The organism is Streptococcus equi subsp. zooepidemicus (assembly GCF_015689395.1).
GTDB lineage: Bacteria > Bacillota > Bacilli > Lactobacillales > Streptococcaceae > Streptococcus > Streptococcus equi.
Window position 1 is genome coordinate 1,000,509 of the sequence record NZ_CP065054.1, and the last position, 23,286, is coordinate 1,023,794.

36 protein-coding genes are annotated in these 23,286 nt (G+C 39.1%); all 36 read left to right on the plus strand.

All coding sequences use genetic code 11. The annotated features are described in order from the left end of the window. The first annotated feature begins 100 nt into the window (after positions 1 to 100). Positions 101 to 391: a MerR family transcriptional regulator gene (locus I2432_RS04690; protein ID WP_138119163.1), complete on the plus strand. Its 291-nt coding sequence runs from the start codon at positions 101 to 103 to the stop codon at positions 389 to 391. 1 nt (position 392) lies between these two features. After that, positions 393 to 578, plus strand: a complete 186-nt coding sequence (locus I2432_RS04695; protein ID WP_138119165.1) for a hypothetical protein — start codon at positions 393 to 395, stop codon at positions 576 to 578. A gap of 108 nt (positions 579 to 686) precedes the next feature. Next, the gene (locus I2432_RS04700; RefSeq protein ID WP_110407997.1) at positions 687 to 941 is read left to right on the plus strand and encodes a helix-turn-helix domain-containing protein; all 255 of its coding nucleotides are present in this window, start codon (positions 687 to 689) and stop codon (positions 939 to 941) included. A 139-nt stretch (positions 942 to 1,080) separates the two neighbouring features. Then, entirely contained in the window at positions 1,081 to 1,464 is a 384-nt protein-coding gene (locus I2432_RS04705) for a DnaD domain-containing protein (protein ID WP_206159041.1), read from the plus strand. Beyond that, on the plus strand, positions 1,445 to 1,678 hold the full coding sequence (locus I2432_RS04710; RefSeq protein ID WP_012678838.1) for a hypothetical protein: 234 nt from the start codon (positions 1,445 to 1,447) through the stop codon (positions 1,676 to 1,678). The genes I2432_RS04705 and I2432_RS04710 overlap by 20 nt, the downstream gene beginning before the upstream one ends. Then, positions 1,675 to 1,815: a hypothetical protein gene (locus I2432_RS04715; protein ID WP_138119167.1), complete on the plus strand. Its 141-nt coding sequence runs from the start codon at positions 1,675 to 1,677 to the stop codon at positions 1,813 to 1,815. Before I2432_RS04710 ends, I2432_RS04715 begins: the two co-directional genes overlap by 4 nt. 8 nt (positions 1,816 to 1,823) lie before the next feature. Next, the gene (locus tag I2432_RS04720; protein WP_138119169.1) at positions 1,824 to 2,030 is read left to right on the plus strand and encodes a hypothetical protein; all 207 of its coding nucleotides are present in this window, start codon (positions 1,824 to 1,826) and stop codon (positions 2,028 to 2,030) included. Positions 2,031 to 2,191: 161 nt separating this feature from the next. Then, positions 2,192 to 3,109, plus strand: a complete 918-nt coding sequence (locus I2432_RS04725; protein WP_138119171.1) for a recombinase RecT — start codon at positions 2,192 to 2,194, stop codon at positions 3,107 to 3,109. Further along, positions 3,106 to 3,306 (plus strand): hypothetical protein, encoded by a 201-nt coding sequence (locus I2432_RS04730; RefSeq protein ID WP_206159042.1) that lies wholly within the window; start codon positions 3,106 to 3,108, stop codon positions 3,304 to 3,306. The genes I2432_RS04725 and I2432_RS04730 overlap by 4 nt, the downstream gene beginning before the upstream one ends. Then, positions 3,299 to 4,096, plus strand: a complete 798-nt coding sequence (locus I2432_RS04735; RefSeq protein ID WP_138119175.1) for a PD-(D/E)XK nuclease-like domain-containing protein — start codon at positions 3,299 to 3,301, stop codon at positions 4,094 to 4,096. Before I2432_RS04730 ends, I2432_RS04735 begins: the two co-directional genes overlap by 8 nt. 177 nt (positions 4,097 to 4,273) lie before the next feature. Beyond that, complete coding sequence (locus I2432_RS04740; protein WP_138119177.1) at positions 4,274 to 4,615, plus strand: hypothetical protein; 342 nt, start codon at positions 4,274 to 4,276, stop codon at positions 4,613 to 4,615. Beyond that, positions 4,612 to 5,124: a crossover junction endodeoxyribonuclease RuvC gene (locus I2432_RS04745; RefSeq protein ID WP_138119179.1), complete on the plus strand. Its 513-nt coding sequence runs from the start codon at positions 4,612 to 4,614 to the stop codon at positions 5,122 to 5,124. The genes I2432_RS04740 and I2432_RS04745 overlap by 4 nt, the downstream gene beginning before the upstream one ends. Further along, positions 5,111 to 5,305 carry a hypothetical protein gene (locus I2432_RS10310; protein WP_138119181.1) on the plus strand — a complete coding sequence of 65 codons (195 nt, stop codon included), beginning with the start codon at positions 5,111 to 5,113 and terminating at the stop codon, positions 5,303 to 5,305. The genes I2432_RS04745 and I2432_RS10310 overlap by 14 nt, the downstream gene beginning before the upstream one ends. Before the next feature lie 118 nt (positions 5,306 to 5,423). Continuing rightward, on the plus strand, positions 5,424 to 6,005 hold the full coding sequence (locus tag I2432_RS04750; RefSeq protein ID WP_249093398.1) for a DUF1642 domain-containing protein: 582 nt from the start codon (positions 5,424 to 5,426) through the stop codon (positions 6,003 to 6,005). Beyond that, positions 6,002 to 6,169 (plus strand): hypothetical protein, encoded by a 168-nt coding sequence (locus I2432_RS04755; protein ID WP_206159043.1) that lies wholly within the window; start codon positions 6,002 to 6,004, stop codon positions 6,167 to 6,169. The genes I2432_RS04750 and I2432_RS04755 overlap by 4 nt, the downstream gene beginning before the upstream one ends. Next, entirely contained in the window at positions 6,166 to 6,546 is a 381-nt protein-coding gene (locus tag I2432_RS04760; RefSeq protein ID WP_206159044.1) for a hypothetical protein, read from the plus strand. The genes I2432_RS04755 and I2432_RS04760 overlap by 4 nt, the downstream gene beginning before the upstream one ends. Before the next feature lie 191 nt (positions 6,547 to 6,737). Continuing rightward, the gene (locus I2432_RS04765) at positions 6,738 to 7,175 is read left to right on the plus strand and encodes a DUF1492 domain-containing protein (RefSeq protein WP_138119185.1); all 438 of its coding nucleotides are present in this window, start codon (positions 6,738 to 6,740) and stop codon (positions 7,173 to 7,175) included. 169 nt (positions 7,176 to 7,344) lie between these two features. Beyond that, the gene (relB, locus tag I2432_RS04770; protein WP_138119187.1) at positions 7,345 to 7,578 is read left to right on the plus strand and encodes a type II toxin-antitoxin system RelB family antitoxin; all 234 of its coding nucleotides are present in this window, start codon (positions 7,345 to 7,347) and stop codon (positions 7,576 to 7,578) included. Beyond that, positions 7,575 to 7,832 carry a type II toxin-antitoxin system RelE family toxin gene (locus I2432_RS04775; RefSeq protein ID WP_138119189.1) on the plus strand — a complete coding sequence of 86 codons (258 nt, stop codon included), beginning with the start codon at positions 7,575 to 7,577 and terminating at the stop codon, positions 7,830 to 7,832. Before relB ends, I2432_RS04775 begins: the two co-directional genes overlap by 4 nt. Positions 7,833 to 7,904: 72 nt before the next feature. Next, positions 7,905 to 8,243, plus strand: coding sequence for a phBC6A51 family helix-turn-helix protein (locus I2432_RS04780; RefSeq protein ID WP_138119191.1), 339 nt, complete (start codon positions 7,905 to 7,907; stop codon positions 8,241 to 8,243). Then, a complete protein-coding gene (locus I2432_RS04785) occupies positions 8,233 to 9,507 on the plus strand; it encodes a PBSX family phage terminase large subunit (protein WP_206159045.1) in 1,275 nt (424 codons plus the stop codon). The genes I2432_RS04780 and I2432_RS04785 overlap by 11 nt, the downstream gene beginning before the upstream one ends. Continuing rightward, a complete protein-coding gene (locus tag I2432_RS04790; RefSeq protein ID WP_138119195.1) occupies positions 9,507 to 10,808 on the plus strand; it encodes a phage portal protein in 1,302 nt (433 codons plus the stop codon). Before I2432_RS04785 ends, I2432_RS04790 begins: the two co-directional genes overlap by 1 nt. Next, a complete protein-coding gene (locus I2432_RS04795) occupies positions 10,801 to 11,709 on the plus strand; it encodes a minor capsid protein (RefSeq protein WP_138119197.1) in 909 nt (302 codons plus the stop codon). The genes I2432_RS04790 and I2432_RS04795 overlap by 8 nt, the downstream gene beginning before the upstream one ends. A 327-nt stretch (positions 11,710 to 12,036) precedes the next feature. After that, a complete protein-coding gene (locus I2432_RS04800) occupies positions 12,037 to 12,606 on the plus strand; it encodes a DUF4355 domain-containing protein (RefSeq protein ID WP_138119199.1) in 570 nt (189 codons plus the stop codon). Between the two features lie 19 nt (positions 12,607 to 12,625). Continuing rightward, a complete protein-coding gene (locus I2432_RS04805; protein WP_206159046.1) occupies positions 12,626 to 13,516 on the plus strand; it encodes a phage capsid protein in 891 nt (296 codons plus the stop codon). A gap of 13 nt (positions 13,517 to 13,529) precedes the next feature. Continuing rightward, on the plus strand, positions 13,530 to 13,823 hold the full coding sequence (locus I2432_RS04810) for a HeH/LEM domain-containing protein (protein ID WP_138119202.1): 294 nt from the start codon (positions 13,530 to 13,532) through the stop codon (positions 13,821 to 13,823). A 13-nt stretch (positions 13,824 to 13,836) separates the two neighbouring features. Further along, positions 13,837 to 14,181 (plus strand): phage head-tail connector protein, encoded by a 345-nt coding sequence (locus I2432_RS04815; protein WP_138119204.1) that lies wholly within the window; start codon positions 13,837 to 13,839, stop codon positions 14,179 to 14,181. Then, the gene (locus I2432_RS04820) at positions 14,178 to 14,489 is read left to right on the plus strand and encodes a hypothetical protein (protein ID WP_138119206.1); all 312 of its coding nucleotides are present in this window, start codon (positions 14,178 to 14,180) and stop codon (positions 14,487 to 14,489) included. Before I2432_RS04815 ends, I2432_RS04820 begins: the two co-directional genes overlap by 4 nt. After that, positions 14,486 to 14,881: a hypothetical protein gene (locus I2432_RS04825; protein ID WP_138119207.1), complete on the plus strand. Its 396-nt coding sequence runs from the start codon at positions 14,486 to 14,488 to the stop codon at positions 14,879 to 14,881. The genes I2432_RS04820 and I2432_RS04825 overlap by 4 nt, the downstream gene beginning before the upstream one ends. Before the next feature lies 1 nt (position 14,882). Continuing rightward, positions 14,883 to 15,293, plus strand: coding sequence for a DUF5072 family protein (locus tag I2432_RS04830; RefSeq protein WP_138119209.1), 411 nt, complete (start codon positions 14,883 to 14,885; stop codon positions 15,291 to 15,293). Positions 15,294 to 15,305: 12 nt separating this feature from the next. Further along, positions 15,306 to 15,812, plus strand: a complete 507-nt coding sequence (locus tag I2432_RS04835; protein WP_138119211.1) for a phage major tail protein, TP901-1 family — start codon at positions 15,306 to 15,308, stop codon at positions 15,810 to 15,812. Between the two features lie 11 nt (positions 15,813 to 15,823). Then, entirely contained in the window at positions 15,824 to 16,141 is a 318-nt protein-coding gene (locus I2432_RS04840) for a hypothetical protein (RefSeq protein ID WP_138119213.1), read from the plus strand. Continuing rightward, positions 16,114 to 16,572, plus strand: coding sequence for a hypothetical protein (locus I2432_RS04845; RefSeq protein ID WP_138119215.1), 459 nt, complete (start codon positions 16,114 to 16,116; stop codon positions 16,570 to 16,572). The genes I2432_RS04840 and I2432_RS04845 overlap by 28 nt, the downstream gene beginning before the upstream one ends. Then, positions 16,565 to 18,370: a phage tail protein gene (locus tag I2432_RS04850; RefSeq protein WP_154803894.1), complete on the plus strand. Its 1,806-nt coding sequence runs from the start codon at positions 16,565 to 16,567 to the stop codon at positions 18,368 to 18,370. The genes I2432_RS04845 and I2432_RS04850 overlap by 8 nt, the downstream gene beginning before the upstream one ends. Further along, positions 18,371 to 19,852, plus strand: a complete 1,482-nt coding sequence (locus I2432_RS04855) for a distal tail protein Dit (protein ID WP_154803893.1) — start codon at positions 18,371 to 18,373, stop codon at positions 19,850 to 19,852. It begins immediately after the preceding gene. Further along, on the plus strand, positions 19,853 to 23,284 hold the full coding sequence (locus I2432_RS04860; protein ID WP_206159047.1) for a glucosaminidase domain-containing protein: 3,432 nt from the start codon (positions 19,853 to 19,855) through the stop codon (positions 23,282 to 23,284). It abuts the gene before it with no gap. Positions 23,285 to 23,286 lie beyond the last annotated feature (2 nt).

Consider the following 23,286-nt stretch of genomic DNA (forward strand, 5'->3'; position numbering starts at 1 on the left):
GAAAGGAATCACATGTGAGAATACAAAAAAAGTCCGACGGCAATCGGACTCTAAACAAAAATCATTTACTTAATTATAACACATGAGAGAGGGAAAAACTATGGCCATTGAAATATTCGGCCCTAATTTCAGAAAGGAACTGCTTGCAGACTTGATTTCTCTAAACAGAGAAGCGCTAAAACTTGCCCAATCCGAAAACTCTAAGTCAATTGAGTGGGTTACCATGAAGCGGTTGGAGAAAGAAACAGGATGGGGAAGAACCAAATTGACCCAGTGGAGAGAACAAGGGAAATTTAACTTTAAAAGGTCATCAGAAAACGGCAAAGTACTATATGACCTAGCAGATGTTAATAGATTTTTACGAACCAGTGGATATGAAAAAGGAGCATAACATGAGCAAATTAGACTTATTTTTATTAGTAACAACAATTATCTTAGCACTCATCGCTAGAATTCAACACGAAGTCATTAAAAAACACAATTCCCCAGAGAATAAGCGAAGAATTTTTAGAGAAGTGGCTTTAGAAAACAGTAAAGGATGGAGCGAGAAGCGTTCTGGAGGAAAGGTGGTCAGCTAATGCAGTACATTTTTCAAGACATTAACAGGTAGTTACACAGCTGTTAGCAATGAATTTATTCAGGACAAAGAACTTTTCAATAAGGAAAAAGGACTGCTGCTAACCATTTTGAGTAATGCAGACGAGTGGAGAGTTTATCCTGAAGAACTCGCTAGACGTTGTAAGGATAGCGAATCTGCAATCAGAAGCCAGTTAAAAGCGTTAGAGAATGCCAAGTATATCAGAACTTATAGAAAATCATTTGGTGGGCGATATGGTACCGAAACATATAGGTTCTGTTCTGACAGAAAAATAAGCGATGAGGCATTCAATGCTTTGAAGGCAGAGCAGGACTTAGAACTAGAAAAAATTGCTAATACCTAATTTGCTAATGTGCAATTTGCTAATGTGCAATTTGCTAATCAACAAATTAGCCAACTAATAAATACTAAATAATAATAAATACTAAATAATAATAAAGACTAACAGACAATAAGCATCATCATCAACAGCAGGAGGAGCTATGGACGAAAAAAAGCTTTTTGAAAATTTTCAACTAACTTTCGGAAGAATGATATCGCCATTTGAAATAGAAGATATTCAAAAGTGGATTCACGAGGATAATATACCGATTGATGTTGTTAACCTTGCTTTAAGAGAAGCGGTAGAAAACAACAAGATCAATTGGAAGTATATCAACAAAATTTTGGTGGAGTGGCATAAAGCTGGAGATACGACGATTGAGAAGGTCAAAGAGAGGTTGCAGAGATTTGAGGATAGCAAAGAACAACGACATGCAACTATCTCAAATGTTCCTAGCTGGTCAAATCCAGACTACCAAGGCCCGACATACGATGATTTAAAAGTAAATCCAAGCGAGGTGTCAGATGGCGCAGGAGATTTTTGATGGATTTAATGCCTTAATCAATAAAATGTATGGCAGACAATCTAGCATAGAGACCTTTAACCGATTTGTCGAGTATTGTCAAAAAAGGAGAGAGGAAAACGGGGTTGAGCCTGTATTAAATCCGATCAATCTTTTTGCATTCGGCGTTGGAATCACAACGGAAGAAGCTAATAAATTAAGAATAAAACGCTACAAACAGGAGAATGGATTATGACAAAACAATATCGAGAGACACTTATCTGGCATCGGGCAAGTCACAAAGAGCGTGAGAAGCTGCTTGATTTCGGGCTAGTTGATAAATCACAGTACATGATGCTATTACGCCAGTTGCGTAAGAAATATGCGATTTAGGAGGAAATATGACACCAGAAGAAGCAGAAAAAGCAAAAATCAGAGCTAAACAAGAAATTGAAGTTTTTAGCATATACCTTGAACAGGCGATTGATACTTTTGGCAGCATGCTAAGTCCACAAGAAGTCTTTTTAGCAGCGGGAATAACATATCTTGGCGCAGGTCAGACAGATATACATGCGGCAGTCGAGGGACTATATGAACAAATCCAATGATTTTAATTTTAGCGATGACTGGGAAAGCAACTATTTCGAGGTACAGGCTTTGCTAGGGCAAGAGATAGACAAACTACAAAATAGGGTCATAGCGCTAAGCCAGGAAAACAATAGATTAAAAGCCGAGAATTGGCAACTAAAACACAGAAAGAGGAAATGAAATGGCAAATCAATTAGCACATAAAGATTTTTTTAACGCACCAGTAGTACAAAAAAAGTTTAGCGAAGTTTTGGGGAATAATTCAACTCAATTTATTGCGAGTTTGCTAGGAATTGTAAATAATAGCGATTTATTAGCTAAAGCTAGCAATGAAAGCATTATGACAGCTGCGATGACCGCCGCAACATTAAAACTTCCAATCCAACAAAGCTTGGGTTATGCCTATATCGTGCCTTACAAAGGCCAAGCGCAATTTCAGCTTGGATATAAAGGGTTAATTCAACTTGCACAACGAAGCGGACAATACAAGAATATTAATACTGGCATTGTCTATAAATCACAATTGATTTCTTACAACCCTTTGTTCGAGGAGTTGGTTCTCGACTTCAGTAAGCCACAAGATGAGATTGTAGGTTATTTTGCAGCCTTCAAGCTCTTAAACGGATTTGAGAAAGTTTCTTTTTGGTCAGCGGAAAAAGCAGCTGCGCATGGAAAGAGATTTTCAAAATCGTTTGCTAGCGGTCCATGGAAAACAGATTTTGATGCAATGGCCCAAAAAACTGTTTTAAAAGATATTTTAAGTAAATATGGGCCCTTATCAGTTGAGATGCAGAAAGCCATCGAGGAAGATAATAAAGATTCGAGAGTTTCTAACCCTAAAGACATCACGCCGCCAGAAACAAACAGTCTAGACGACCTAATTGGTCACCAGAACGAAAAAAAGGACGCTCCTAGCAATTTAAAAGATGTAACTGATGATTTACATTCAGAGCCAGAAAAAACGCTCACAGACGAAAATAAGACGGTTTTAGAAGACCCCTCTTATCCGGCAGATGAAATTCCGGATTTTGACCAGGAAACTGGCGAAATTAAAGCTAGCGAGGGCAGCCTCTTTGATAACATTGGAGACTTAATGTGATTAAACTTGTAAAAATTGAAGGATGTTATATTAATCCAGAATATGTTGTTGGCGTTTGGGAAAGATCTGCTTTAAATTTTGACGATTTAGATGAAAAAGTAGTGGTTATTCAATTCGTTGGAAATAGGGAAGGGGAAGAGCTTGTCTTTTACGATACACCTATCGATGAAGTGATTAAGAGGTTGCTAGATGACTAGTTTAGACTTGCTCGGAAAGGACTATTATAGTCGTGAATCAGCTATCAGATACTGGTCTATTAGTCAGTACAAGCGTTTTAGCGAATGCGAGGCAAGGGCACTTGCTGAATTACGAGGGGATTGGACTGATGCTAGAGATAACACTGCGTTGCTCGTTGGGAATTATGTCCACTCTTACTTCGAGAGCGAAGAAGCTCATTCCAATTTTGTTGACGCCAACAGAACTGCTATGCTATCGACACGAGGAGCAACAAAAGGTCAATTAAAAAAAGACTACTTGGCTGCAGACCAAATGATAGAGGCGCTTAAAAATGACAGTAACTTTATGGCCATCTACCAAGGAGAAAAGGAAGCTGCCATCACAGGATTTCTTGGTGGTGTGGAATTCAAAGGTAAAATTGACTGCCTAAATGTTGAGCGTGGCTATTTTGTAGATATCAAAACAACTAAAGGGCCGATTGATGACAAAATTTGGAATGGTCAAGAGCGAGTTTACTGGTTTGAGGCTTACGGCTATATTTTGCAGATGGCTGCCTACAAAAACATGCTAGAAGCCGAATACAATAAACCGTTTGAGCCAATCATTTACGCAGTGACTAAAGAGACACCGCCAGATACAAGAGCCATCAGAATCCAGAATGTAGATGCTATGCAAAATGAGTTAGACAACCTAGCGCAAAACATCAAGCGTTTAGATGATGTTAAAAAAGGCATAGAAAAATCTAAGCCTTGTGGTCATTGCGAGTATTGCAGGGCAAATCAATTAACACAAAGGGTAATGATTTTTTAACTAACTATTGCAAAGTGAGACTCGGCCTTTGCAGTATCAATATTTTCCGAGCGAGAAAGGAAAATTGCAATATCGTCAAGTTAACAGGATTGATGATATGAAGAATTGCTACACTCGTCCTTGCCAATGCTCACACACAATTTTAGGGCGAGTGTGGATTTTAAAAAGGTGAAAAACATGGAACAAATTAAAATAACAGGAACTGACACAATATTAATTTTAGATAGATTAAATAAAGTCTTTGTCATTGAGAGTAACTTAAATAAAAGATGGCGTTTTACTAGCGAGTTTATAAAAATTGACAATGAGCCATCGCTGGACGAGGACGGCGAATTATTTGAGATAGTCTATGATCTAACGCTAGAAGCAAAACCTCATGACATGATTAACCTAACATCATCATATTTTGCCAAGGAGCACAAAAAAGACACAGATGAAATCATAAAAGTATTTGCTTTTATCGAAGATAACAAGAAGAATATTTTTGAAACCCTTGGCATTCGCGGGGTGCTTGAATGAGCAATCTAGTATTATCGCTAGACATCTCAACATCTGGTACAGGTTGGGCCTTATTTAAAGGCTCAGACCTTATCCAGAGCGGTGTCTTAAAACATAAGAGCGACTCTTATTTTGAACGTGGACGCTATATGGCTAGCAAATTAAGGTTGATCCAGTCACGAGCATTAAAAAAATACGATTGCTCCTTTAGCACAATCGCAGTCGAAAAAAACTCGGTTATGGGTCCAAATCAACAATCCATGCTTAAAATCGGTATTGTAACTGGTATCATCTTAGGACGCTTGATAGCTGATAACGTCGCTTTTATCAATGTGTCGACATGGCGTAAGTACTGGAAATTTAGTTATAAGGATCGAAGCAAGAAGTCCATGAAATTACAGTCAAAAACAAAAGTGGAGCAAGAATTTAATAAATCGGTCAAAGATGATGAAGCAGACGCTGTTTTGATTGGTTCATACTATGTCAATCAAGGCTATCTTGATGGATTGGAGACACATGACTACTACTAAAAAACACGTTGTGAGAGTTTACAACAAAGGCATTACAGCAACCCATGCAGTTACTGATAAAAATTTATTTACAGAGCATACCTTTGCGACGCGGCAAGATGCCGAGAATTATATCAGATACTTAGAGCTAAACGGATCTAAGTGCGCCATTGAGTATTACGAGAGGAGATTTGCAAAATGATAGACACCGATACACTTGCAGCAGTACGGGAGGCTGATCATGACTAAAGCGAACAAAAATAAAACCAGACGGATACGCAGAGCAGTCACCTAAATACCTTAAAAATATTATTGCTAAAATGCGAGAGCTACCAGAGCATGACAGAGCGGTCTGGATTGAAGGTATTTTTAATGAATTTGGTATTGATAACAGCATTAGCTATTATCTTGGCCACAAGCAAGGCGTATTACAAGAAAAGGATTTGCTAAAACCAGAAATTCCGAGTTTTGTTGCTGATTGGATAGAGAAACACAAAGCATATTATATTAAGTGGGAAAAAGATGATAAAGCAGATTTTGTTTTTAGAAGTATTGATGATCTTTTTAATTACGGTGAAAGTCTTTGCACCAATGACTTTGTTATTTCTTCGGATCTGTCAAAATGGACAAAAGAACATGCCTACGATTTTATTATTGCTATTTTGTTTGGCTACACTGTCAAAAAAGAGAAGCTGTACATTGTTGAGATTCCTAACCCTAATAGTGACATAGAACACAAACATATTGCACTAGCAAGGTTAGAGAATGGAAAACTTGGATTTTCAGAGATCATAGATACTGATTTTTATTTAAGAGAAGATATCAAACTAACCGAGGAAGAAATACGTAAAGATCATGATTGGGCTTGGAGAGAGGAGTTTCCTAAAGAGGTGAACGAATGAATAAAAGCGAAATCAAAAATTTAGTAGATAGACTAAGTGATTTAATTGATAAATGCGAGAACGACTTTGAGGCAATGGTTTTTAATCCAGACCAAACGTTTGACTTATTACTCGCAAGCCGTTCTGCGTTGTCAAAAGTGTTGAGAGAAGAGGTGACGGAATGACAGAGCCGTCTGGATTAAAGGTATTTTTAAGGAATTTGGTATTGAGAACGACATTAGCTATTATCTTGAAGCAACACTTACTGAATAGATTTCAGCTGAAAGTTATAAGTAATTGGTATTGTACTGATGGACAAAATTTTGGATTAAAAAAGAAAGCCCAGATTCATCAGTCGTACATCAACGGAAACAGAAAAGATTCAATTATTCTGTGGGAAATGTTAAATAACCATTATCTAACCATATTTGGTCTCAATACTTACTATCCCATTCCAAAAAAAGAGTTAGATGAATTAGTGGAATCAGTCGATGGTAATTTGAAAAAAATAAACTTGAATCAATTGCTTGATGACTGGAATAAAAAAAACGAAAACAGATGATATTACTGCTCGTATTCAATATGAGGGTATTCTGAGAATTGTAGACGAATTAAAGAAACCAAAAAATATGTACATGGACTGAAATAAAAAACGAAAGAGAGGATTTTTCTCCACAAAACAAAAAGACGTCCATGCGAACGCCTTCGTGATTAAAAATTGACAATTATATTATATCATGAATGGAGAGTTAGATGGGCAATATTCCGACACCAAAAGCTAATAATTTTTTGGAAGAATTAAAGACTATCCCTGATCTTATAGAGACCCTTGAAAGAGACGCTAACCTAATGAGTCGATCGCTCGTTAAGTCTCCTCAATGGTCTGATATGAAGGTATCTGGTGGAATCAAACAATCGCAGGAAGACAAAAACATAGAAATGTTACACATGGTCAGTTATTACAGCGATCAGATTGAGCGACTAAAAGAGCGTCGTCAAGAGATGGCTAATTTGATTATGCAGAGCATGGGGATTTGTGAGAGTCATGTTTTGTTAACGACTTATCTTGATTGTGATGGAGACTACGAGAGAGCCAGAGAACGCTTAAATATAGGCAATCGCAACAAATACTTTATGTTTGTTAGGCGAGGCAAGGAAAGTCTAGAATTGATACTAAAAAATACTAATTAGATACAAATTGATACTGCATAATACTAATTACAGTGTTAATATAGTATCATAGCAAAATAACAAGAAGAGATAATCTTTTTAACCAACAGACTATTTATTTTGTAGCAGATTATAATTGACAATCCTCCCCAAAAGTAATACAATGGTATTACATAAAGGAGGAGCTGTTATGGCAGTTATTACACTAAAAATATCAGAGCAAGAAAAATCATTTTTACAAGGAATGGCTAAATTTGAAGGCATTAGCTTATCTGAACTAATCCGTAAAAAAACGCTAAAATCACTTGAAGATGAGTATGACGCACGAGTAGCAGATATGGCTTTAGAGGATTACGAGAACTATTTAGAAAACGGAGGACAAGTTTTGTCTTGGGCTGCATTGATGAACGAGGTTGATTTATGAGTTATAAGCTTATTCCAACACCTTTGTTCGCAAAGCAATTTAAAAAGCTTGATAAATTTGTCCAAAAACAAATAAAATCATATCTGGAAAAAGTGCTGAGTGACCCTAGAGCTAAGGGGAAAGGATTAGTAGCTAATAGAAGCGGACAGTGGCGATACCGTATTGGGGATTATCGTGTCATAGTCAATATCCAAGATGGTGAAATGATAGTTCTTGCTCTTGAAGTTGGGCACAGAAAAGATATTTATAAGTAAGTCGCAGATGATGCGACTTTTTATTATGCAATTTTAGCCAAGTTTGGAGGTGGTTCTTTGGCGAGCAAAAAAATGGAAAAAGCCATTATTTTAGCGATTACAACAAACAAAACTCAAAAAGAAATCGCTGAAGAAATTGGCATATCTCCTTTTACTTTTTCAAAATGGAAGAAAACAGATATTTTTAAAGAATTAAAAGACAAATACCAAAAAGAATACCTATCTGACTTAACAGCGCCAGCCATCAGGACGCTACATGGGTTGCTTAATGCTAAATCGGAATTGGTTAGGTTGCAAGCTGCTACTGACATACTTGACAGAACAGGCTATAAACCGACTGACAAGCAGGAAATCAGCGTAGACGAGCCTATCGTACTAGCGAATTCATGGGTGCAAGACAATGGTAGTTGATTTAGCAGACATTATCCCGATTGGTTTTAAATCTGTTGTGCAAGCAACGTGGGACCCAAAGATACTAAATATCGCTTGTAAAGGTGGTCGTGGGTCTGGTAAATCATCTAATATTGCCTTTATTATCACGAGGTTAATAATACAGTATCCTGTCAATGCGGTTTGTATCCGTAAAACAGACAACACGCTGGAACAATCTGTTTATGAGCAAATTAAATGGGCTATTTCTGAGCAAGGGCTAGAGCGTTATTTTAAATTTAATAAGTCGCCACTGAGGATAACTTATATTCCAAGGGGAAACTACATTGTTTTTAGAGGAGCGCAAAATCCAGAACGTATCAAATCGCTTAAAGACAGCCGCTTCCCGTTTGCAATAGGGTGGATTGAGGAACTCGCTGAATTTAAAACAGAGGACGAAGTAAAGACTATCACTAACTCTCTTTTACGGGGGGAATTAGGTGATGATCTTTTTTATAAGTTTTTTTATACATACAATCCACCTAAACGTAAGCAATCTTGGGTTAACAAAAAGTATGAGAGCCAATTTCAGCCGTCTAATACGTTTGTACATGCCTCGACTTACAAGGACAATCCTTTTATTGCCAAAGAGTTTATAGCTGAGGCAGCAGCTACTAGAGAGCGCTCAGAGCGTCGCTATCGCTGGGAATATTTAGGAGAAGCTATTGGCTCTGGGGTTGTACCTTTTGATAATCTACGCTTTGAGACAATACCGGACGAATTATACAGGTCGTTTGACAATATCCGCAACGCAGTCGACTTTGGTTATGCTACTGATCCATTGGCTTTTGTCCGTTGGCATTACGATAAAAAACATAATGGTATTTATGCGATGGATGAGCTATACGGACAAAAAATTAGCAACAGGCAACTCGCTAACTGGCTAAAAGATAAAGGTTACTCAAATGATGAAATATTTGCAGATGCTGCTGAGCCTAAATCCATTGCAGAGTTGCGCAACGAATTTGGGATTAAGCGTATCAAGGGTGCAAAAAAAGGTCCCGATTCCGTTGAGTTTGGGGAGCGTTGGTTAGATGACTTAGATTTTATCTGTATCGACCCAAATCGCACTCCAAACATTGCCAGAGAGTTTGAAAATATAGACTATCAAGTTGATAGAGACGGCAATCCTAAACCTCGTTTAGAGGACAAGGATAACCATGCTATTGATGCGACAAGATACGCTATGTCAGACGACATGAGAGCAACTAAAACCATCGTCAAAACATTTAAAGGAGGTATCTAGTGTCAGAATTATTTATTGTGCCATCAGATACAGAGATGACAAAAGATTTACTAAACGAGTTAATCCAAAAACACAAGTCGTTTAATGCTGATTATTTAGTTTATAAGCAGCTATACGAGGGCGCTCATGCTATCTTAAAGCAAAAACAAAAAGAGCAATATAAACCTGATAATCGTTTGGTTGTTAACTTTGCTAAATACATCGTTGACACTTTTAACGGCTATTTTATTGGCGTGCCAGTACAAACAAGCCACGAAAATAAACAAGTCAGCAACTATTTAGAGTTGCTAGATGGATACAACGACCAAGATGACAACAATGCAGAGTTATCTAAAATCTGCAGTATTTATGGTCATGGCTACGAGCTGGTTTTTAACGACGAAAACGCAGAGGTAGGAATTACTTATCTTACACCTTTAGAGGCGTTTATTGTCTATGATGATTCCATCAGGCAAAAGCCGTTGTTTGCTATACGATACTTTCATAACAAAGATGGCGTGCTAGAGGGCTCTTACTCAGACGCTAGTGCAATTACCTATTTTAAAGACGGTGAAAAAGGCCTTGAAATCGGAGATAGCGAGCCCCATCCGTTTGACGGCGTCCCGATGATTGAATACGTAGAAAACGAAGAGCGGCAAAGCTTATTGGCTAGCGTTGTGACGTTAATTAATGCGTTTAATAAGGCAATTTCCGAAAAGGCTAATGACGTTGAATATTTCGCAGACGCTTATCTCAAAATCTTGGGCGCTGAATTAGACGAAGAGACGTTAAAATCTCTTAGAGACAACCGCATTATTAATCTAAAAGACTCAGATGCACAACAATTAGTAGTTGAGTTTTTACAAAAGCCAGATGCAGACGCAACACAAGAGCATTTGCTTGATCGATTAGAGGGCTTAATTTTTAGGACTGCCATGGTTGCCAATATCAGTGACGAATCGTTTGGAACGGCTAGCGGTATCGCTTTGCGCTATCGCCTGCAGGCCATGGATAACCTAGCAAAAACTAAAGAGCGTAAGTTCATGAGCGGCATGAACCGCAGATATAAACTTATTGCAAGCTATCCTACGTCAAAAATAGGTCCTAGAGATTGGATTGGCATTAAGTACAAATTTACTCGCAACTTACCAGCAAATCTCTTGGAAGAGTCACAAATCGCAGGCAACTTAGCTGGCATTGTATCAGAGGAAACACAGGTTGGTGTGTTATCTATTGTGGAAAACCCTCAAAAGGAAATCGAGAAGAAAAATAGTGATAGACCAACATTAATCAGTCGCCAGGCAGGAGGTCTAAATGGCTAAGACACCACAACAGTATTGGAATGACCGACAAAAGCAATTGTGGGCTAATTTAGAGACGTCAGAGCGTGCTTTACAGACTAAGCTTAGCAAATATTATGCAGACGAAGTAAAGGCCTTAGAAAAGGAAATAGGGGCTTATTTTAGCAAGTACGGTAAAGATAACGTTATTGAGTATCACAATCTTTTGCAACAATTATCTAAAGCTGATAAAGATTTGCTTTATCGAGACTGTGAAAGATTTGCTAAAAAATATCCCCAGCATGCCGATTTAATGCCAGTAAGGACGTCTATTTACAAGCTGGATAGGTTACAAGGCTTAGAACTAAGCATTAAAATGCAGCAGCTGGAGATAGGTGCTGTCGAAGAAGCAGAGTTGATCAAGCATTTAACGACAGTCTTTAAAAAAGGCTATCAAGAAACTGCTAAAACAATTGGTTTTCAAGTTGATAAAGTATCTGCAGAGTTGTTTGTTAATAACGACTGGACCGGTAAAGGTAATTTTAGCTCGAGTATCTGGTCTAATAAAGACAAGCTTGTCAATTATCTGACAAATGACTTTAAGACAGCAATTATCAGAGGAGATAGCTTTGATAAAGTCGTCAAGCAGATGTCAGAGCGGTTTACTGTACGTTCGCAATCGGATATTACACGATTGATAATGACTGAAGGGACTTATGTCAATAACCAAGCGATGTTGGCACCATTCGAAGACAGCGAAGACTTTGATGAGTACGAGTTTGTATCAATTTTGGACGGGGCCACCAGTTCGATTTGTAGAGGCTTAGACGGCCATAAATTTAAACTTAAAGATAAACAGGTTGGGATTAACTTCCCGCCTATGCACGCAAATTGCCGCAGCACGTTTGCGATGGTTATACCAGATGATTATTTAGAGAGGTAGAAATGAATAGAAATAAAAAACCAGGCATGGAAAGCGTAAAAATCGGTGGCTTAACATGTGGATAAACGAGAGGATAGAACATGACACTTACTCGGAACGAGAAAAAACTTAAAGAGGCAAAAGACGACTATATTGCTATAATAGGTCCAGAAATGGTAACTATCACGAAATCAGAATATGATTTGCTCATTGAAATTAAAAACAAATTTTTAAAGTCGTAGCAATACGGCTTTTTATTGTGTCCTGTCGCACGACATTAAACTAGGCAAATAAAAATCTAAAGCAATGGCGTGGGGCATAAGCAATGCGCTGGGGCAGGAGGAAAAAATGGAAAACAAAGAAATCTTAGAACTATCTGGTGCACAAGAAGAAGCTAAGGAACAAACGTTTGACGATATTTTGTCAGACCCTAAGAAACAAGCTGAATTTGACAAGCGTGTGGCTAAAGCTATTGATACCGCACGAACTAAATGGGAGGCGGAGACCGAGGAAAAAGAAAACGAGGCTAAAAAGCTTGCAAAAATGAACGCTGAACAAAAAGCGCAACATGAAAAAGCAAAGCTTGAGGCGCGCATTGCCGAACTCGAGGCCGAACGTACGTTATCGGAAATGAAGAGCACTGCTCGCACAATGCTATCAGAAGCTAATATCAACATCTCTGAGACGCTTTTATCTCAATTGGTATCTACTGATGCAGATAAGACCAAAAATGCCGTAGAGGCCTTCTCAGAAGCTTTTAAGGAAGCGGTAGAAAAAGAAGTCAAAGAACGGCTTAAATCGCCAACACCTAAAAAATCAAATGGTAATAGTGGACTGACAAAAGAACAGATTTTAGCAGTCAAAGACACTGCTGAACGACAAAAACTCATTGCCGAAAACATCGGCCTATTCCAATAAAATTAGGAGAAACTAAAATATGACAACATCACGTACTTATCCAGAAGAAAATCTAATCAAATCAACAGATCTAAAATACCCTATCACAATCGATGTCATAAATAAATTTCAAGAAAACATCTCAAAATTGCTTGAAATGCTTGGCGTTACTCGCAAAATCTCAGTGTCTGAGGGAATGAAACTTAAAACTTACGCTGGTTACGATGTCACGTTGGCGGAGGGAAATGTCCCAGAGGGTGAAGTTATCCCATTGTCTAAAGTCGCTCGCAAGCAACACTCTGAGCAAACTATCAATCTTAAAAAGTATCGTAAGGCAACTACTGGCGAAGATATCCAAATGTACGGCTCTAACGAAGCTGTCACAAACACTGATAACGCTCTTGTTCGCCAATTGCAAAAGAAAATCCGCACAGATTTTGTAGCTGCTCTCAAAACAGGAACAGGCACACAAGATGCTCTTGGCGCAGGTTTACAAGGTGCACTAGCATCTGCTTGGGGTAAATTGCAAGTGTTATTTGAGGATTATGGCTCAGAGCGTGCAATCGTCTTTGCTAATAGCTTAGATGTCGCAGAATATATCGCTAAAGCTGGCATCACTACTCAAACCGCATTCGGGTTGACTTACCTCGTTGACTTTACAGGTACAGTTATTATCTCAACAAACGATGTCACAAAAGGCGAAATCTGGGCAACAGTGCCAGAAAATATCATCTTTGCATACATCAACCCAAATAATTCCGAACTTGCTAAAGAATTCAACCTTTACGGTGACCCAACTGGTTACATCGGAATGAATCACTTCCAAGAAAACACAACACTTACTATCCAAACGTTGCTTGTGTCTGGTATGTTGATGTATCCAGAGCGTATCGATGGTATCGTTAAAGTCACTCTTACTCCTGGCGTATAAAGGAGGTTAGCTTATGACTTATACAGTAAAAGCACGCTTTTTTGATTTGCTCGACAATAGCTTTTTATACGAGGTTGGCGATAGCTTTCCTCGTAAAGGCTATGAGCCAAGCAAAGATCGCTTAGAGAGCTTGCTATCAAGCAATAATACAGAACACAAGCCGTTTATCGAGGCATCTGACAACAGCAATAGCTTAGATGGGCTAAAAGTCGATGAGTTAAAAGCAAAGGCCGCAGAACTCGGAATCGAAATTCCAAGCAACGCTAAAAAAGCTGAAATCGTTGGGTTGTTGCAAGCACACATCTAGAAAGTTGGTGGATATGGACGAAACAAAACAAGCGATTATTGAACGTGTTCGTGTCCGTTTAGCGGACGAAACGTCTTTAAAAGAGGGATTATTAGATGAATTAACACAAACGGCTATCGACCGTATTAATTTAAAGGTCGGTGACACCGTTTTTAATCCTCTTTTTAATTCTATCGCTGTTGATGTCGTTGTCAAAATGTACCGTCGCATGTATTACGAGGGAATTAACACAGAAAACTCTGATACTATCTCAATTAAATTCGTTACTGATATTTTAGCAGAGTACGGAGACGAGTTAGCTTCATACAAAAAAGACCGCTTAACCTCCTTAAACAAAAAGGTGGTGCGGTTTTTATGAGGTTTGTTAATTTTGACTTGGTAACGCCACAAAAAACCGGCGAAAAAGACAGGCTTGGTAATGACATTACAAAAGATGTTGTTAAACGAGTCGCTAAAGGTCGTTTTACAGAGTGGTCTGCTGATGACGTGTCATTATACGGCCGAGACTTAACGTCTAGCGCACGTAAATTGTTGACCAATCAAGTTAGCAAGGAGGAGGCTAAACAAGCGTCGCACGTTGTGATAGACGGCTCAAAATACAAGGTGGAATCTATTAAAGACCTTGGAAGATGGCGACTACTTGTGATTAAAGGGTATCGCTTATGAAAATGTCGTTAACAGGTATGCCAGCCTTAGAGGTAAAGCTAAGGGCAATGAGTGAGAAACGCTGGGATAGAGTAGTTAATAAAAATCTCACAGAGATGTTTAATAGAGCAGCAAGACCTCCTGGTACTCCAATTGGTAAAAATACCAAGAGGCACAAATCTGGTGAGCTGTTGCGCTCTAGGCGTCTTAAAAAGGTCAATTCATCAAAAGATGTTATCACAGGTAATTTTGGCTATACCAAGGACTATGCTCCTCATGTTGAGTATGGTCACAGACTTGTACGCAAAGGTAAGCAGATTGGCTATATCAACGGTACTAAATACCTGTTTAACAACGTCAAAAAACAACGCGAAATCTATAGACAGGATATGCTAAATGAATTAAGGAGATAACATGTTAAAAAAATTAGGGTTGGTTGATTTGCATGCCTCAATTAAACAAAAAATCGAAGATGAGACAGGCTTGACGGCTTATGATCACGTCCCGGAAGACATGCCATCACCTTTTTATTTTATTGAGGTAGTGGATAAACGGCCGGAAGACACAAAAGTCATGTGGTGCGAAGTCTTTACAGTATGGATACATGCCATAGCGGCAGCTGGAAAAAGCAAGATTGCTATTTATGACATGATTGAAAAACTAGAAGAAGCGCTCACAGAAGAATTAGTTTTGCCAGAAGAAATCGACATTTTGAGACAATCAGAGGTCGGAATGCAGTCCTTGCAAGAGGACGAAACTGGCGAAATGCACGCAATTGTAGCCTATGAAATCAAGGTTTCGTATGGATTTAAAGTGAAAATTTAAAAGGAGAATTAAATGGTAGCGTTTGACCAAAATGTTTATTGTAATTTTGACGCATCAGCCACAAAGGCTATTGCTGGTAAGGATATTATCTTAGCAATCTTTGACAAAACTGGTGCAAAATTACTAGCTATTAGTGGTCAGCAAGGGTTAACAATTAACCGGACAGCTGACTCAATTGAGGTATCGTCTAAAGATACTAAAGGTGGGTGGAAATCAAAAATCCCTGGCATGAAAGAGTGGTCCATCGATAACGATGGTCTGTATGTACCGTCTGACCAAACCCACAAACAACTTGGAGAAGCCTTTGAAAAAAGCGAATTTGTTTGTATCAAAGTCATCAACGGTAAAACCAAAAAAGGCATGTTTGGAGGCCTTGCGTCTGTAAGTGATTATAGCTTAGAGGCTCCTTATGATGATGGTATGACGTACTCAATCAGCCTTGAAGGAAACGGGGCATTGATTGATTTATCAACATTATCACCAGAAGAAGCTGAAAAAGTAACAGCTATGCCTAGTTAACAGGGGGACAGATGGAAAAAGAACTAATTATTATTGATGAAAAACAATATGAATTGAAATACAACGAAAAAACGATTGAAACGGTCGAAGCCTTGACAGGCAAAGCATTTATGGACGTTATTGTAAATAACAAAGGTATGTTGTCACTATCTATGTTGCGTCAGTATTTTGCTAATGCTCTTTATGCGGTCGATGGTGGTCGAGTATCTAGCCAGCAAGGCTCAAACGTCTTTACTAAAGTGTTAAATGTCAATGGTTATGTCTATGTAAATATGCTAGTTATCAACACAATTGAGCGTGATTGCCCTTTTTTCTTCCTCGGCGCTTAATTGATTTTGAATATTTCGGTGGATCTAGTGATAGCACAGATATAGAATATGACAGATTGGCAAGTCAGTATCATAAAGATATTGACTTTGCTTTTTATTTTGTCAATTTCGGCACCACAAAATCAGAGTATCTGGAATTAACCAGACGAGAAAAAGCCTTTATCAGAAAAGCTTGGGAAGATAAACAAGTGCGAGATAGCGAGTTTATGCGCAATGCTGTTTTAAATGCAGTCAATAACGCTATGCGCAAAAAAAGCGCTAAATTTGTTGATTTGTGGAAACGTAAGCAACAGCCTGCAGACATGGAAATCGTTGAAGCGCACTTGGAAATCATTACCAAAAACATTGCTGATGAGGGTAATTCTTGGGTTGATTTGGTTTATCAAGCTAACAACATGACAAAGCCGATTGAGGAGGTTAACAATGGCTGATTATACTTTAGGAGTACAGATAACTGGTGACGCCTCTAAAATGCAAAAAGCGTTTGAAAAAGCGCAAGATCAAGCTGAAAAATTAAAAGAGAAAATCAAAGGGTCAAACAATGAATCTGGGAACTCTTTTGATGGTCTGACCGCTAAAATAGACGCGATTTCTGGCAAATTGTCTGTTTACGGCGACAAAATCAGCTCTATCGGTAAAAACATGACAACCATGTTTACATTACCAGCAGTAGCTGGGATAACAGCTGTTGTCAAAGAGTATGCTAACTTGGAACAATCAATCGGTGGTGTAGAGACCCTGTTTAAAAAGTCGGCAAAATCCGTACAAAAAAATGCAAATACAGCATTTAAACGTGCTGGAGTATCTGCCAACGAGTACATGGAGCAAGTAACTAGCTTTTCAGCAAGTCTAATTAGCTCCCTCGGCGGAGATACGGCTAAAGCAGTTGGTATCGCTGATACTGCCATGGTTGATATGTCTGACAATGCCAACAAGTTTGGTACAAACATCGGGTTAATCCAAAATGCCTATCAAGGCTTTGCTAAAGGTAATTACACGATGCTAGACAACCTCAAATTGGGGTTTGGCGGAACAAAAGAGGAGATGCAAAGATTACTGGACGAAGCTGGTAAGCTTAGCGGCATGAAATTTGACATCAATAACTTTTCGGACATTATCCAAGCTATCCATGTTATCCAAGATAATCTAGGCGTCACAGGAACAACAGCCAAAGAAGCGTCAGAAACTATTAGCGGGTCTTTTGTACAGGCCAAGGCGTCAGTAATCGACTTCATGGGGTCTCTTGGCGGCGATGGCAGCAATGTAGATGCAAAAATGCAAGCAATGATACAATCAATCACTGTGTTTGCAAACAATGTCAAAGAGACGCTAGGCCGTATTTGGGACAATTTGCCTTTACAAGAATATCAAAAAAATCTCTTACTTATAGCCGTTGTTGGCGGACCTATTCTTGTTGTTGTAGGTGCTATTTTTGGAGCTATCGCTAATATCATGACTGTTGTCAGCGGTATTTTAACCGTTTTAGGCATGATGACCCCAATAGGGTGGGTGATAGCAGCAGTTATAGCGGCTATTGTAGCAGTTTTCGTCTTTTGGGATGACATTGTCGCCGAAGTCGGCCAAAAATTTGAGATAGTCAAAATAATCGGTATGGCCATGTGGGACAGCTTTAAAAAAGGTGTCTCTAGCTTTGGTAAATTAGTCCAAGATGTTGCTGGGAAAATCGGTAAATGGTTTGGTGATGCGTGGAATACTGCAGCTGAATCAGCGACTAGGATTTTTACAAAAGTCGGCAACACTATTAGCGGTATTTTTAGTGGTGTCGTCTCTGGAATTAAAGGTTTGATTAACGGAGCGATCGGGGGTATTAACTCAGTCATTGGAATCGTTAACAAACTGCCTGGTATCAATATACCAAAAATCCCCTATCTTGCACGAGGTACATCTGATTGGCAAGGTGGATTCGCTCGCATTAACGAGGGTGGTCGTGGAGAATTAGTGCACATGCCAAACGGAACATCGGTAGTCCCTCACGATGTCAGTATGAAATACGCTCGTGAAGCGGCTAAAGCTAATTCTGGTGTTACTTATGTTGATAGTAATGATGAGATTACTAAGAGCGCCTTAAAACTTGCTAATGATGCTGTTAAACGACCGGTTGTTTTAAACGTTAACGGTCGTGAGATAGCAAGGACGACAGGTGGAGACATGAGAGACTATCTAAATAGTCGAGATATGACATTAAAACGATTGAGAGGTGAGGTTTAGATGGCTACAATGACTTTTAACGATGTGGATTTATCCAGCCTCATCACAATCATGTCTATTAATCGTGACATCGGAAACGAGAGACAAGCCGAAACCAACGATGCTCCTTTTATAGGATTGCACGTTAAAAAAGTTAAGACTAGCGCAAAAATTATTACAGTTGACTTTTATCTAAAAGACAGCTCAAACGAGTACGCATTAAACCAGTTAAAGCATAAATTAGCTGGTATTTTTAATGTCAACGAGCAAGTCAAAGTGACGTTTAGTGATGAGCCAGACAAATATTATCTAGCTATCCCGATAAATAAAATATCGACTAGTGATCCCACTGCTTGGCTAAGTCTTGTAAGCTTGGAATTGCTAGTTCCGGACGGAGTCGCTCACTCTGTGTCCTACAAAAAACTCACAAATTACAGGCAAGACGGTAAAAAACTACTATTTGACATCACGAATAACGGCAATGTTGATGCACACCCGATCATCACTGTAAAACACAATGCTGAAAATGGCTATTTAGCTTTTGTAAATAAGTCATTTGTTTTCGAGGTCGGAGATAGGGAAATAGCCGATGCTGAAATACGCGAAAAATCGGTGGTGGCTTACGATTTTAAAGATGACAAAATCGTCAATGCTTTAACAACAGGTAAAAAGAACGTTGCCATTTTAAATGATAAAGGCCAGATTTTAGATAAAAATTTGCAGTGGAATACAGTTTGGAACCGTAAGCACATCGAACTAGAAGGAAATATTTCGCCCGGTTATCATGCAGGATCTTTGACATTTGATATTCCTGATGGCGGTGGTCTGTATGATTATATTTGGTGGCGACAGGTTTTTTGGTGTGGGTTGATGAATCAATTTGGTTTTATCAAAGTGATGGTATCCGACGAAAACGACCAATTTTTATATGGTGTTGAAACCTATAAACGTGTTGCCGGGACAAAAACGGAATATAACTTCTTAGTTACTGATGGCAAAGGTGGCTTTAAAACGACTGATTTACAATGGTCATTTGATGCTACTCATCTTGATACTCAAAATCCTTTTAACGAGCCTAGAGGGTGGTCTGACATGACAAGAGCAGATGACACAGTATCTGTTTTTTGGTGGGGATCGCAAAACAAGCGAGTATTCCCCGAATTAAAGGGGAAAAAATCTAAGCAAGTGCATATCGCGATTGGTAGTATCCAGGGGAATCCACTTGTAACCCACATGTATATTGATGGATTTTACTATCGTAAAGATAAAGTACCGTACGATTACAATGTACCAAATGCTTATGGACCAGGGACGGAAGTTGTCATTAATTCCGAAGATGACACTATATTAGTTAATAATATCCCAAAAGCCAACGAAGCAGTTGATGGCTTTTTAAGTTTCCCTAAAATTCCACCGGGAAAAAGCCAAATGGAGGTTTATTTGTCGTCTTGGTCTACTGCGACACCTGATATTACAATCAGTTTTGAGGAGAGGTATTTGTAGATGCTTATAACAATTCACAACGCAAATTTGGAAAAAGTTGCTTATATTGATAACGGTAAGCAAGACACCTTGAATTATTATGACGACAAATTTTCTCAGTATTTAAATACTGCTAACTCAACGTTTGAATTTACGGTTTATAAACGAGGAATCAAGTCTGACACAGTCAAAGAAAAGGCCTATCTGACATTAACAGAGAGGTCTTTTGTGTCGTTTAAGTACAATGGTAAGTCATATCTGTTTAATGTTATGACAACAGACGAGACAGACACAGAGATACGTTGTTACTGCGAGAACCTCAATTTAGAGTTGCTCAATGAGTATGCAGGTCCTTACAAAGCGACAACTCAGATGTCTTTTGTTGATTACTGCAATCTTTTTAGTGTACTGAAAAACGGAGCAATCACCATCGGGACTAATGAGGTGGCAGACAAAAAACGCACAATCGAATGGACTGGCCAAGATACCAATCTTAAACGTTTGCTATCTATCGCTAATAATTTTGATGCTGAAATCGAGTTTGTAACAAATCTCAGAAACGACTCAAGCTTAAAGTCGTTTATCCTTAACATTTACAAAAAAAATGATGCTAACAATCAAGGTGTCGGTCGCAGACGAGATGACATTATTTTGCAATATGGCAAAAACATCGAAAGCGTCAGACGTAAAATTGACAAAACTGGCATCTATAACGCTATAAGACCAAGCGGTAAAACAACTACTACGACAACCACAACAACCGCTAAACAAGGCTCTGTGCAAACAGGGGCTGTTTTGTGGTCGGGTGGTAATTTAACTTACGCAGGTCATGTGATGCAAGCGTCCGTTGTTAATACCATTTTAAGCTTATGCAGTAAGTACAAGCTTTTGCCATCTGGTGTCTTTAGTCAGCTGTATCTTGAGTCGTTTTGGGGAGATACTCCCGTTGGCAGAGCGGATAATAACTGGGGAGGTATCACTTGGACTGGTGCGACAACCAGACCAAGCGGAATTAACGTATCCCAAGGTCAGCCTCGTGCCGAGGGTGGTTACTACAACCATTACGCAAGCGTTGATGACTATCTAAAAGATTACACTTATCTCTTAGCTGAGCAAAGCATTTATGCAGTTAAAGGTAAATTAACCATTGACGAGTACACTAAGGGCCTGTTTAGAGTTGGGGGTGCGACTTACGATTATGCAGCAGCTGGTTATGACCACTATGCGCCTCTGATGCGAGACATCAGAGCTGGTATCACCCGCAATAATAACGGTGCTATGGATAATGTCGATAATCAATTCAAAAGCGGTGGTTCGACCAGTCAAAGCACTACTCAAGTAGCTACTAAAACAAAAGCAGTCCTCGCTGAAGCTAATAGTTTAAAAGGCCAAAAAGTAGGCTCTGGTCAATGTTACGCATTGTCAGCTTGGTATGCGATGAAACTTGACGGTCCTGGTCTTGGTGGTGGCGTGACAGGCTTTCGAGGTCTTATTGGATCTGGGCAGGCAGCTTCCCATATTGGTACTGATTATAACTGGGGGCAATTTGGCTGGAAAGTTGTGCAACCAAATAAAACATCAGACTTAATCGCAGGCTCAATCGTCAATATCAGAGCAAATGCTGGCAGCCCTGTTTTTACTGGCGGTTGGGGGCATACTGTTATCGTAAAGTCACTATCCGGTGATACGTTGACAGTTTTAGAGCAAAACTACAATAATGTTCAAACAGTACAGGAACGTACTTATAGTGCTAGCGCTTATTTAGCAGTTGTTCAGACGGTTTGTTATCCGCCAGAGATTGTCCAAGGAAAACATGTCGAAGGTACTGCAGCTCTCAATCCATCACAAAACGGGACAGCCACCATGAGTGAAGAAAAAGACATTTTGATTAATCCGTCTCTTTATCGTGAGTGGAAAAACGAAAAAGGCCAAATTGAGTTTTATCTTAAAAACAGCATGCTCTACGCACCTCTATCGAAGTCACTTTATCCATCTGCGTTTACAGGAATTGAAACGGACGACAACTGGATACGAAAAGATATCGATGTTGACACAGACAGCGAAGAGAAGCTTATCTCTGTCGCTCTTGCTGATTTAAGGAAACACTGTTATCCAGCAGTGACCTATGAAGTGACTGGCTTTATTGATGATTTGAATATTGGCGATACTATTAAAATAAATGATCCGGAATATACTCCGAGTCTCATTTTAGAAGCTCGTGTTAGTGAGCAGCATATATCGTTTACAAATCCTAATCAAAACAAGACTGTTTTTGATAATTTTAGAGCTTTAGAAAATAAAATTTCGCAAGGGCTAATCGACCGCATGAGTGAGCTAGCAGAAGCTGCTAAGCCTTATGATTTAAGATTAATTACTGATAACGGAACTGTTTTTGCTAACGGTGAAGGCCGATCTGTTTTGACAGCGGAGCTCTGGAAAGGTAACACAAAGTTTAATGCGACTTATCAATTTAAACGCAATAATGTTTTGGTCGGCGCTGGCTTACAGTTAGCTGTTGACGCAGCAGATGTATCAGAAAATAAACCGTTAATTATTACTGTCGAGGCTTACATTGGTAACGAGTTAATTGCAAGTAAGCAGATTACGTTTACTAACTCTGTCGGAGAGCAAGGCCCAGCTGGTCGAGGTATTATCTCAACAGAAGATTACTACCTTGCCTCTCCTAATCGTACAGGCATTACTTCAGCAACTATGGGCTGGTCCAAAGAACCTCAGCAGATTACAGAAACTAATAAGTACCATTGGTATTATCATGTTGATGTTTACTCTGATAGAACCCGCAAAGAAACAAAACCAGCTATTATAGGAGTTTATGGAGATAAAGGCCAGCGAGGGAGTAAAGGAGATGAAGGCCCTCAGGGCCCTCCCGGAGCACTCGATGAAACCCAATTGCAAGGCCTTAATAAGAAAATTGATGGTAAGGCTGATCAAACATTAACTATTGAGCAGATTAACAAATTAGCCGAGTTACAAGCCATTGCAATGGCGGAGCTACAAGCCAAAGCGAGCATTGATGCACTGGCTAGTATGCAAAAGCAAATACAAGCTGCTATTGATGCCATGAATGCCAGTCAAAAATTATCTGAGCAAGATTTAATTACTGCTGGTCAGAGAGCTATCAAAGCACAAAATGACATTTTAGATTTAAAAGAGCAGTGGAACTTTATTGACAATTACATGTCAGCATCAGAAGAAGGCCTCATTATCGGGTCTAAAGATGGAACAAGTTCTGTGCGGGTCGCTAAAGACCGTATTGCTTTTTACTCATCAGGAGCAGAGGTAGCTTCCATTACAGGCGGTATGCTCAAGATTGATAACGGTATGTTTGTGGCAACTCTCCAAGTAGGACATTTCAGGGAAGAAATGTACAAAGTAGATGGGGTAGACAAGCACATGAATGTTACTAAATACTATGAAACGATTGTGGGGTGATT

What these genes read in the sequence shown, in the direction of transcription:
- I2432_RS04690 (WP_138119163.1), top strand. Translation starts at nt 101, where the DNA reads ATGGCCATTGAAATATTCGGCCCTAATTTCAGAAAGGAACTGCTTGCA.
- I2432_RS04695 (WP_138119165.1), top strand. Translation starts at nt 393, where the DNA reads ATGAGCAAATTAGACTTATTTTTATTAGTAACAACAATTATCTTAGCA.
- I2432_RS04705 (WP_206159041.1), top strand. Translation starts at nt 1,081, where the DNA reads ATGGACGAAAAAAAGCTTTTTGAAAATTTTCAACTAACTTTCGGAAGA.
- I2432_RS04710 (WP_012678838.1), top strand. Translation starts at nt 1,445, where the DNA reads ATGGCGCAGGAGATTTTTGATGGATTTAATGCCTTAATCAATAAAATG.
- I2432_RS04715 (WP_138119167.1), top strand. Translation starts at nt 1,675, where the DNA reads ATGACAAAACAATATCGAGAGACACTTATCTGGCATCGGGCAAGTCAC.
- I2432_RS04720 (WP_138119169.1), top strand. Translation starts at nt 1,824, where the DNA reads ATGACACCAGAAGAAGCAGAAAAAGCAAAAATCAGAGCTAAACAAGAA.
- I2432_RS04725 (WP_138119171.1), top strand. Translation starts at nt 2,192, where the DNA reads ATGGCAAATCAATTAGCACATAAAGATTTTTTTAACGCACCAGTAGTA.
- I2432_RS04735 (WP_138119175.1), top strand. Translation starts at nt 3,299, where the DNA reads ATGACTAGTTTAGACTTGCTCGGAAAGGACTATTATAGTCGTGAATCA.
- I2432_RS04740 (WP_138119177.1), top strand. Translation starts at nt 4,274, where the DNA reads ATGGAACAAATTAAAATAACAGGAACTGACACAATATTAATTTTAGAT.
- I2432_RS04745 (WP_138119179.1), top strand. Translation starts at nt 4,612, where the DNA reads ATGAGCAATCTAGTATTATCGCTAGACATCTCAACATCTGGTACAGGT.
- I2432_RS10310 (WP_138119181.1), top strand. Translation starts at nt 5,111, where the DNA reads ATGACTACTACTAAAAAACACGTTGTGAGAGTTTACAACAAAGGCATT.
- I2432_RS04750 (WP_249093398.1), top strand. Translation starts at nt 5,424, where the DNA reads ATGCGAGAGCTACCAGAGCATGACAGAGCGGTCTGGATTGAAGGTATT.
- I2432_RS04755 (WP_206159043.1), top strand. Translation starts at nt 6,002, where the DNA reads ATGAATAAAAGCGAAATCAAAAATTTAGTAGATAGACTAAGTGATTTA.
- I2432_RS04760 (WP_206159044.1), top strand. Translation starts at nt 6,166, where the DNA reads ATGACAGAGCCGTCTGGATTAAAGGTATTTTTAAGGAATTTGGTATTG.
- I2432_RS04765 (WP_138119185.1), top strand. Translation starts at nt 6,738, where the DNA reads ATGGGCAATATTCCGACACCAAAAGCTAATAATTTTTTGGAAGAATTA.
- relB (WP_138119187.1), top strand. Translation starts at nt 7,345, where the DNA reads ATGGCAGTTATTACACTAAAAATATCAGAGCAAGAAAAATCATTTTTA.
- I2432_RS04775 (WP_138119189.1), top strand. Translation starts at nt 7,575, where the DNA reads ATGAGTTATAAGCTTATTCCAACACCTTTGTTCGCAAAGCAATTTAAA.
- I2432_RS04780 (WP_138119191.1), top strand. Translation starts at nt 7,905, where the DNA reads ATGGAAAAAGCCATTATTTTAGCGATTACAACAAACAAAACTCAAAAA.
- I2432_RS04785 (WP_206159045.1), top strand. Translation starts at nt 8,233, where the DNA reads ATGGTAGTTGATTTAGCAGACATTATCCCGATTGGTTTTAAATCTGTT.
- I2432_RS04795 (WP_138119197.1), top strand. Translation starts at nt 10,801, where the DNA reads ATGGCTAAGACACCACAACAGTATTGGAATGACCGACAAAAGCAATTG.
- I2432_RS04800 (WP_138119199.1), top strand. Translation starts at nt 12,037, where the DNA reads ATGGAAAACAAAGAAATCTTAGAACTATCTGGTGCACAAGAAGAAGCT.
- I2432_RS04805 (WP_206159046.1), top strand. Translation starts at nt 12,626, where the DNA reads ATGACAACATCACGTACTTATCCAGAAGAAAATCTAATCAAATCAACA.
- I2432_RS04810 (WP_138119202.1), top strand. Translation starts at nt 13,530, where the DNA reads ATGACTTATACAGTAAAAGCACGCTTTTTTGATTTGCTCGACAATAGC.
- I2432_RS04815 (WP_138119204.1), top strand. Translation starts at nt 13,837, where the DNA reads ATGGACGAAACAAAACAAGCGATTATTGAACGTGTTCGTGTCCGTTTA.
- I2432_RS04820 (WP_138119206.1), top strand. Translation starts at nt 14,178, where the DNA reads ATGAGGTTTGTTAATTTTGACTTGGTAACGCCACAAAAAACCGGCGAA.
- I2432_RS04825 (WP_138119207.1), top strand. Translation starts at nt 14,486, where the DNA reads ATGAAAATGTCGTTAACAGGTATGCCAGCCTTAGAGGTAAAGCTAAGG.
- I2432_RS04830 (WP_138119209.1), top strand. Translation starts at nt 14,883, where the DNA reads ATGTTAAAAAAATTAGGGTTGGTTGATTTGCATGCCTCAATTAAACAA.
- I2432_RS04835 (WP_138119211.1), top strand. Translation starts at nt 15,306, where the DNA reads ATGGTAGCGTTTGACCAAAATGTTTATTGTAATTTTGACGCATCAGCC.
- I2432_RS04840 (WP_138119213.1), top strand. Translation starts at nt 15,824, where the DNA reads ATGGAAAAAGAACTAATTATTATTGATGAAAAACAATATGAATTGAAA.
- I2432_RS04850 (WP_154803894.1), top strand. Translation starts at nt 16,565, where the DNA reads ATGGCTGATTATACTTTAGGAGTACAGATAACTGGTGACGCCTCTAAA.
- I2432_RS04855 (WP_154803893.1), top strand. Translation starts at nt 18,371, where the DNA reads ATGGCTACAATGACTTTTAACGATGTGGATTTATCCAGCCTCATCACA.
- I2432_RS04860 (WP_206159047.1), top strand. Translation starts at nt 19,853, where the DNA reads ATGCTTATAACAATTCACAACGCAAATTTGGAAAAAGTTGCTTATATT.